The organism is Paenibacillus sp. FSL H7-0716 (assembly GCF_038002705.1).
Classification (GTDB): Bacteria; Bacillota; Bacilli; order Paenibacillales; family Paenibacillaceae; genus Paenibacillus_AQ; species Paenibacillus_AQ odorifer.
Map to the genome: position 1 here is coordinate 73116 of NZ_JBBODA010000027.1, position 7673 is coordinate 80788.

At 42.8% G+C, this 7673-nt stretch carries 7 protein-coding genes; all 7 read left to right on the forward strand.

Annotation, left to right across the window (positions count from 1 at the left end; all coding sequences use genetic code 11):
* The first annotated feature begins 27 nt into the window (after positions 1–27).
* The 7 genes from MHH60_RS25550 (at position 28) to MHH60_RS25580 (ending at position 7535) form a co-directional block, all read left to right on the forward strand.
* A complete protein-coding gene (locus tag MHH60_RS25550; RefSeq protein ID WP_076135792.1) occupies positions 28–561 on the forward strand; it encodes a hypothetical protein in 534 nt (177 codons plus the stop codon).
* Entirely contained in the window at positions 558–920 is a 363-nt protein-coding gene (locus MHH60_RS25555) for a hypothetical protein (RefSeq protein ID WP_076135791.1), read from the forward strand. The genes MHH60_RS25550 and MHH60_RS25555 overlap by 4 nt, the downstream gene beginning before the upstream one ends.
* Positions 921–934: 14 nt before the next feature.
* A complete protein-coding gene (locus MHH60_RS25560) occupies positions 935–1486 on the forward strand; it encodes a hypothetical protein (protein ID WP_076135789.1) in 552 nt (183 codons plus the stop codon).
* Complete coding sequence (locus tag MHH60_RS25565) at positions 1473–2453, forward strand: hypothetical protein (RefSeq protein ID WP_076135788.1); 981 nt, start codon at positions 1473–1475, stop codon at positions 2451–2453. Before MHH60_RS25560 ends, MHH60_RS25565 begins: the two co-directional genes overlap by 14 nt.
* A gap of 88 nt (positions 2454–2541) precedes the next feature.
* Entirely contained in the window at positions 2542–3717 is a 1176-nt protein-coding gene (locus MHH60_RS25570) for a copper amine oxidase N-terminal domain-containing protein (protein WP_081389016.1), read from the forward strand.
* A 96-nt stretch (positions 3718–3813) separates the two neighbouring features.
* Positions 3814–7041: a DUF5704 domain-containing protein gene (locus tag MHH60_RS25575; protein WP_081389015.1), complete on the forward strand. Its 3228-nt coding sequence runs from the start codon at positions 3814–3816 to the stop codon at positions 7039–7041.
* Positions 7042–7238: 197 nt separating this feature from the next.
* On the forward strand, positions 7239–7535 hold the full coding sequence (locus tag MHH60_RS25580) for a WXG100 family type VII secretion target (RefSeq protein WP_076135786.1): 297 nt from the start codon (positions 7239–7241) through the stop codon (positions 7533–7535).
* Positions 7536–7673: the final 138 nt, after the last annotated feature.

Here is a 7673-nt window from a genome sequence, read left to right on the forward strand (position 1 = left end):
TAAAAATAAGCGGTAAGGAGAGCCATCATGGAGAATATTTCGACCGGATTGAAGTGGGTGATTGGTATTATTGTCACAATTTTGATTATTGCCGCAGGTGTGAGTATTTATCTGGTCATTAATAATTATTTCATTCGAGCTCAGGAGCAGACCCTGGCCCAGACTCAAATGATTAATCAGGCGGAGTTCAACAGTTATGATAACAAGAACGTCTCTGGCCAGGATGTTATTAATGCAGCAATGAGATATAAGGGACGTCCGCAATTTTCCATTCTGATAAAGACTGGAGTAAATACGAAAGGATTTTATGCAGAAAATACTTATGAAACTTATTATGGCATTCCAACAGTAAGTGACACTAATCCTGAAGGTGGTTTTGTTAAGGAGTCGTCAGTGGAATCACATAGTGTGTCTCAGATGCTGGATCAAAGCGAAACAGGTGTTGAAAATGCTGAAAATTGCAATGTAAATACGCAGTCTCTTTTTAAGGCAAAAGTATTTAGGGATAAGAATGGTGAGGTTCGATTAATAGAATTTAATCAGGATGAAGCCACTAAATGAAAACTAGCACTCAATTTCTACTAACCCTCTTTGCTTGGATCTTGTTTGCTGTCGGCGGATTTACGTTTTTGCGGCTGGAGATGGAGAGTGCTGTTCCAAACAGGCACTATGAGCTGCCGGCAGTTGCAGCAGCACCTTACAAAGGGACAGGTGATTTGAACAAAATTAGCGGTGAGCAGGTCATCGGTATGATCCCTCCAGCACTGGAGGGGGAATATATTTTATATATCGATGGCATTGCAATTAATGAGGAAACGGACCTTACAGCAGTGGATTTGCGTGGAGTGCCTGATGCTGCTTATCAGTTAAGAGTCACGCGAACCGATGAGATGATTACGGAAATCTCCGCCACCCGCTAGAAAGGAGGAGCCGCATGGCAGACGCGCTGAAAGGTGTAATTATTATAATTTTGTTGTCATTTGTGTTCGGAGTCTATCCGGCATTCCGTCAATCCGAAGTTGTAGAGAGGAATACTAAGCTCGCGGTCAATGCGGCTGTGGTGGAATTCGTGGATACCGTTCGTGCTAAAGGATACGTGGATACTTCCGATTATGAGCTGTTTCTTCATTCTTTGGATGCTTCATATGGTGTTTTTAAAGTGCAAATGGAGTATTACAAAAAGAATTTACAGCCCTTATATACGAATCCTGATGATTATTCTACATTCCAGAACAGCTTTAGTGTCCGATATGACGGATATTTCAGCAAGGATATTTTGGAAATCTTATATCCGCATTCAGGAACTTTACTGGCTGCAGATGATCCAGGTAGAAGGTTTACCATGCATGTAGGCGATCTGTTCAATGTCCGGTTAGAATCTGAAGGGACGACACTTGCCTCACGGATGCGAGCGTTGCTTTTTCATAGTGAAATGATTCCGGTCAATTTGAAGTATGGGGGGATGGTCCGAAGTGAAGCCCCTTAGTGTTGTGCTTGTTTTTCTAATTCTGGTCGTTCCTCTTGTTCTTATGGGCGACACTCGAGAAGATCTTCAGGTCTTCAATCAGGACATGTATAAACGCTATTCGGATGATTTTCAAGCCGCGGTGGATGATGCTGGTGATTATCTGTCACGACTGGAACAGCAGCCTACTACCACAGCAGTGCACTATGGGCGGGAACGCCAACTGCAACTGGATCAGGATGTGCTAAGTGTTTTTTACAGTGATTTAGCTTTGAAATTTGGACTGGAGAACAACCAGACTGAAATGAACAATTTAAAAATGCATATACCCGCACTGGTGATGTTTGGATATAGCGGCTATACGTTGGTTACTTTGGACGACACGGCTAGTAATAGCGGGAAGGATGAACTTAAGCCTGTGAGTTGGCCTGAGCGTCCCTATTATTACAAGCTTCAGAATGGCAATTTGCTTTATTTCACTTTGGATGACAATGCGCGGGTGTATGATACTAGCTCTAATGAATTCTATGAGGGGGAGTATACAACCCTAGCGGCTGAGACCAATCTTAATCCTCTGACCTCTATAGAACTATTTCACGAAATCCGGCAGAGTACGATCACATCACTCGTTGAAAAAGACTTGGCAACAGCCATTAACAGACATTTAGAGCTGGTGAAACGAATGGGCTTGTCGATTCAGTTCACCCTTCCCCGTGGCTTGCAGGAGCAATCCATACAGGATGTAGGGATCATGGCTTTTATTCAAGGTTATCCACTTCCTGGGGGAGAACTGCTGGATGCATATTCCTTAGGTAGTGGGGCAGTAATGCGACGAAAGGTTCTGATAGGTACCCGGAATTCAGCAGGGAGACATATTGCTTACGGAGAAAGCTGTGTACCCCCGGGGGTTACTGTTATAGAAAGTCTGTTCGATCCAGAGGAGGCTGCTCGAAAAGGGTATTTTATTGAGGATTGTGCGGTTAGGTGATAGATGTTGGAGTAAAAGATTTGATTTGGATAAATATGGAGAATAGGGTCATCGGATTAAAAAAGTTTCATTGTGGAGGAGTGAGAACATGAGGAATTTTAAGTTTAATAGTCTATCAGCAATTATTAGATCAAAGAAGGCAAGAAGAGGCATGACTATAGTCATTTGTGTGTTCGCAAGCTTAGTGTTGTTAATTACTACAGCGGGAGCGGCAGGAACAGCTGCCAAAGCAGTGAACGTCATCATGGACGGCATTAAATATCCACTGACAAAGGGACATCCTTATTCAGAAAATGGGACGACTATGATCCCATTCCGCATGATTTCAGGAAAACTCGGCACACAAGCTAACTGGAATGCAGCAAACAAAACGTTAACTCTGCAGCAAAAAGAAAACAAAATTGTACTGACAGTAGGTTCTTCTTTTGCAAAAGTGAACGGGCAACCAGTAGCGCTTGGTGCTATGGTTGTACAAAAAGATGGAATGACGATGATTCCATTAACCGTTGTCTCTAATCTGTTATCCGCAGAAGTGGAGGTGGACGAATTTTCTCAAAGTGTGCACATTCACACGCCGGGTAAAGATTTAGGGGAACTTGATTATTTTGGAAGGAAAATACGTACGACAAACCTACCTAAGAACTATAAAGATTATCCATACATTCTGGAAGACATCCCGAATGAAATGTACGAAATGAGGCATACCATAAACTACTCTGCTGGGGATGCTGAGACTGGAGCGCAGGTGTTTAGCAAAAAAGAGTTAACGAGTGAAGATATGGCCAAAATCATTAAACGTATGAAAATTGGGTTTGATCTACGGTTGAACGTGGATTATAAAACGATTAATCCGGCAAGCTATGCGAAAGAATCCTTTAAGTACGAGAATCAATCGTCTTCTATCCGGGAGAAGGAAATTGAAGAATATGCCGAATGGGTGAAGAAAAATAAGATTCAAATTGAAGGGGCAATTGACCCTGAATCGTCCGTGTTGTATTACCCAGGAACCGGGGATTACCGTGTTCGATCCATGTTCCGATTCAGAATTAATAGTTTTACAGAGTATAAGGATTTATTTAATGACGTATACTTCAAACTTGCTGAATTCAGACTTCACGAGAAATTAAAAAAAGGGGTCTGGTATGAGGGTTATGCTGATTTAAGTATCTCTACGAATTACTATAATCCTATAGTAGGTGAGCATTTTAATATAGATGCACTCTCAAGCTTGTTTGAAAACACTACCCTTCATGAAGTGAAGTGATGAAAGATGCGGCGTAAATGCCTCGGTTGTCTATTGTTAATTCTAATAAATTCTTTATTGTTTTCACCTTTTATAAGTCTTGTAGAGGCTGCCTTTATGGCCAAGTTTAAAGATGGGGCATTTCTTTATACAACAACTTCCAATGAAGCCTCTTCGAGTATAAGATTCCAGACGGTAGGTTGGTATATTCATACCCAACCAACGTGTGCATCCTCTGGAGCCTATGGAGGTGAAGTGCAATGCGACCCTACCTCATTGCCTTCTAATCAACGTATTAAATTACAAGATAATGGCGGGGGGCATGTGAAATCAGAAACTATTGTAGATGGGATAGTGACTACAAACTTCGAATGGACTAAAGCAGAAGTGCTCGCCGCTATTGGACAAGCTAAGGCGGAACAAGTCATCTCTGAAGGCACTCCATTATACGCTAGCGCCATAATGCGAGTAGTGACGGGTTCCAGAACGAACCCAATCCAAGTTTCTGGACCCTATCATACGTTGTATGATATTAAACACTCAGAGAGTTGGGCTCATCCAGAAGATTTGAGACAATATTTCGATGTCACAGTTCCCTTTCAGGGAGAAAATTATCCGGTTAATATGATTCTTAAACTTTCGAACGGAATCGTGGTGAGCGATCAATTAATTGGTAATTATAAGGCTGGTTATAACATTGTAAAGTCTTTTCCCCTGACCGTTCAATACGAGGGAGAGGAATATCAAATTAACCAATCTTGGCTTTCTCCGATTCTGAGGCCAAGCGATCAATTATATATTCAAAGTAAAGCTTCGAATGATCCCAGCTTAGTTCAGCGTAATTTTAAGGTTTATGTAGGTGGAGTCAAAATGGTGGCCAGTTACAAAAAAGTTGGTGGCCCTCCCACCGAGGGAGAAGGCTCAGGCGAATGTAAGTATACTATTGATCCGCCAAACAAGATCGCTGCTCCGCAAACGTCATTTATGGAACCGGATGCGAACGGGGCAATTCTAGGTGATGATACAGCAAATGGACGCCATTTTGATGCACCGGTGGGGATCCCCACCTCTGAGAATTTATTTTCCAATGTGTGGGCAAAGAACTATTTGTTTGAACATACCTTCGCCAATATGGCAGGTCAGATTCGTTATTCCTGCAGTGTTAAAGTTACATATCCGACGAAGTGGGAGGAAGCGCAGCCGAATCTTCCAGGACCAAATGGAACATCGATTCCTCAAGCTCCGCTTCCTAAAACAGGGAAATTTGATAAGACCTATACCTTTGACTTGACTCCAAAAGAATATACTTACTGGCAGGTAGATCAGTTAGCTGTTTATCAAATCGATCGTGCCCAGATGGAGAACTATGCGCTGCCTGGAGGAGAAGTCACTCTATATTCTAATAATTATGGTTCGCCGACGCTTGAGCTTACCAATAGTACAGAAGTAGAAGACCATGTTGTTCCCCAAGATACGGGAGGGATAGAATTCAAGCCAGAAGTGGTAGATGGTGGAGACCACGAACCGGGTCCTGACGATGTTGATGATACAGACGTGCTCACAGACCTTGCGGAAATGCAGACCAAAGATCCTGAGGTGCAGAATGACCGACTAGTATTTAACGGGGAAACGATTATGGATGATACCGTTGCTAACAAGACCGGGCCCACCCCAGGGAGGATTCCTGATCCGCAAATCATCGGAGACGAGGTGCTTTACGAGGGCCAGTTGATGATCAATAGTGGTTTACTCAATCGGCAGAATACAACCAGCACGGGTACCATTTATTATACGATGCTGTCGGAGAACGTAGAGGGAAACGGAGATCAGGAATTTTTGATCTCTCCGATTAACTCCGTCACCGTGCACACACCGGTCGTCAACTACTCGCTACTTCCAGACGATAACCGCCCATTCGATCAACGTATGACACCGGACATGACTAGGGCAGTGCTGATCTTGGATCGGCCGTTCACCATACATTTTACGGAGAGTGGCCAGCATCTCAATATCCCTGGGTACGGCAACCGGGATTATGCCAAATACACGAAAAACAAGCGAATTCAATTTCCGTTTGGTGTGTTTCAGGGCAGCCAGTATTACCCAGAGAATACCTGGATCTACATCCCTGTTGGAACACCGTCCATGACCTTTACTATGCCAACCTGGGTGAATGAAGGCGACTATACCATTTATACGCAGTCTTGGGCTATAAACGCCCCGTCAGATGGATCGGATCTTTGCGAGGAGAACTTGAACGGTAATTTGACGAATTACTGCGCTTCGGAGAGTTTTAATATTGGGGTCGTCGGTCGACTGTTCGATTTTCGGATTTGGGACATCGGTGATTTTCGGTTTGAGAAGGTGTTTCGAACTGGCGTGGGGACACTTGAGCATAGCAACACGATGTACTATACGGGAGGGAATGATGAGAATGGCATACCGACCGCTTTAAGCGGACAACCACAGTGGCAGCTGCCGATCCGCAAGGGTTCTCATCCTACGGAGCAACGGACGGTACCGCATAACGGCTATTCCTTCTTGTTTGACTTCCGGACCATCGGGAACCTTTGGCAGCCGGGCGAGGGTATCCGGATCGAGCCAAGCTTCTATTTTATTCCGAAAAACGGAGGTGCAGCGACACCTGTCGATCTTTACTATGATATCTCCGGTTCGAATAATAAAATGATCGGAGTCGGCTCTTCCAAGGATAAGCTGAGTTATTCTCGGACCTACCGTTTGGCGGATGGCTTGCGAAATATATCGAGTGGTGAATTATCGACGGCAGCAAGCTATGAGTACAATTACATACTGTCCGAGGCGGAGCGGGAGAACACCTCTTGGCTGAAGTTCTATCAGCAATATACAAAGCGCAAAACTAAAATCGCTACAGGCTATAACCTAGAGCTTCTACCTTATAAATCGAGAACCTTAGTAGGGCCGACTGATATCCCTAATGGAGTGAATCCGATAGCGGCGGTTCGGAGCGTTCAACACTGGTACGGAGAATACAACCTGCCGATAGCCCCTTACATCCTGCATAAAGGAACAGACATTGTCACCCTGGCGAATCATTATGGAGGGGCACTAGATGGGCATGAGCAGGAGTTTATCACTGGCGGCTATATCCTGGTAAATTTCGAAATTTATACGGTTAAAAATGGGGATGCCGACACTCGTATTTTAGGCTACAAGGCACCTATTGCTAACATGTGGGCGATTGAAGGTCAGATGACTGGGAGCACAGATGAAATGGGGCAAACGTTCTCTTTTTCCTCTGGGGATATCATTCTGTTTGAATCAGATTACTCTGTACGAAATGATTATCAGGGGCAGGCAAAATAAACTTTAGAAAAAAATAACTTAAATGTTTTATTTATCTTTAAATGGATTTAAATATAAACTTTATATCATTGAAGACCGATAATTATATAAAGGAAACCGGAGCTATAATAATGAACTTGAAAGATCTTTTGGGGTGTTAAAAAGTATTTTTTAAGTTCATTTTTATATAAAAAAATCACTTAAAGGAGAGGTTAATAATGGCAACAACCAAAGTTACATTGAGTTATGATGGATTAGCTGGACAGGCGAAAATAATTAAAAATTACGGTACGGAAGTAGACGGTTTAATTAGAAAAGTTATGACTACGATGAAAAATCTTAACAGTGTTTGGGAAGATGATGCAGCAAAAGATTTTACAGATAAGGTGGAAAAATTGAAGCCGACATTTGATAAATTTGCAGAGTCGCTTCAGGATCTTGGAGATCATATGAATAATGTATCTATAAAGTATAAAGATCTTTCCGCTGCGGTTAAGAATTCGCAAAAATTCTAATATAGTTTTAAGTAAATCAAACTTCATGAGCCCCACTACATAAGAATTGTAATTAGCTATGCAGAGTGCTGCATAGCTAATTTTATTAAAAGCAAGAAGGGGGAATCATATGGCGTCAACGAAGCTTACATTTAACGT

What these genes read in the sequence shown, in the direction of transcription:
- MHH60_RS25550 (WP_076135792.1), top strand. Translation starts at nt 28, where the DNA reads ATGGAGAATATTTCGACCGGATTGAAGTGGGTGATTGGTATTATTGTC.
- MHH60_RS25560 (WP_076135789.1), top strand. Translation starts at nt 935, where the DNA reads ATGGCAGACGCGCTGAAAGGTGTAATTATTATAATTTTGTTGTCATTT.
- MHH60_RS25575 (WP_081389015.1), top strand. Translation starts at nt 3,814, where the DNA reads ATGGCCAAGTTTAAAGATGGGGCATTTCTTTATACAACAACTTCCAAT.
- MHH60_RS25570 (WP_081389016.1), top strand. Translation starts at nt 2,542, where the DNA reads ATGAGGAATTTTAAGTTTAATAGTCTATCAGCAATTATTAGATCAAAG.
- MHH60_RS25580 (WP_076135786.1), top strand. Translation starts at nt 7,239, where the DNA reads ATGGCAACAACCAAAGTTACATTGAGTTATGATGGATTAGCTGGACAG.
- MHH60_RS25555 (WP_076135791.1), top strand. Translation starts at nt 558, where the DNA reads ATGAAAACTAGCACTCAATTTCTACTAACCCTCTTTGCTTGGATCTTG.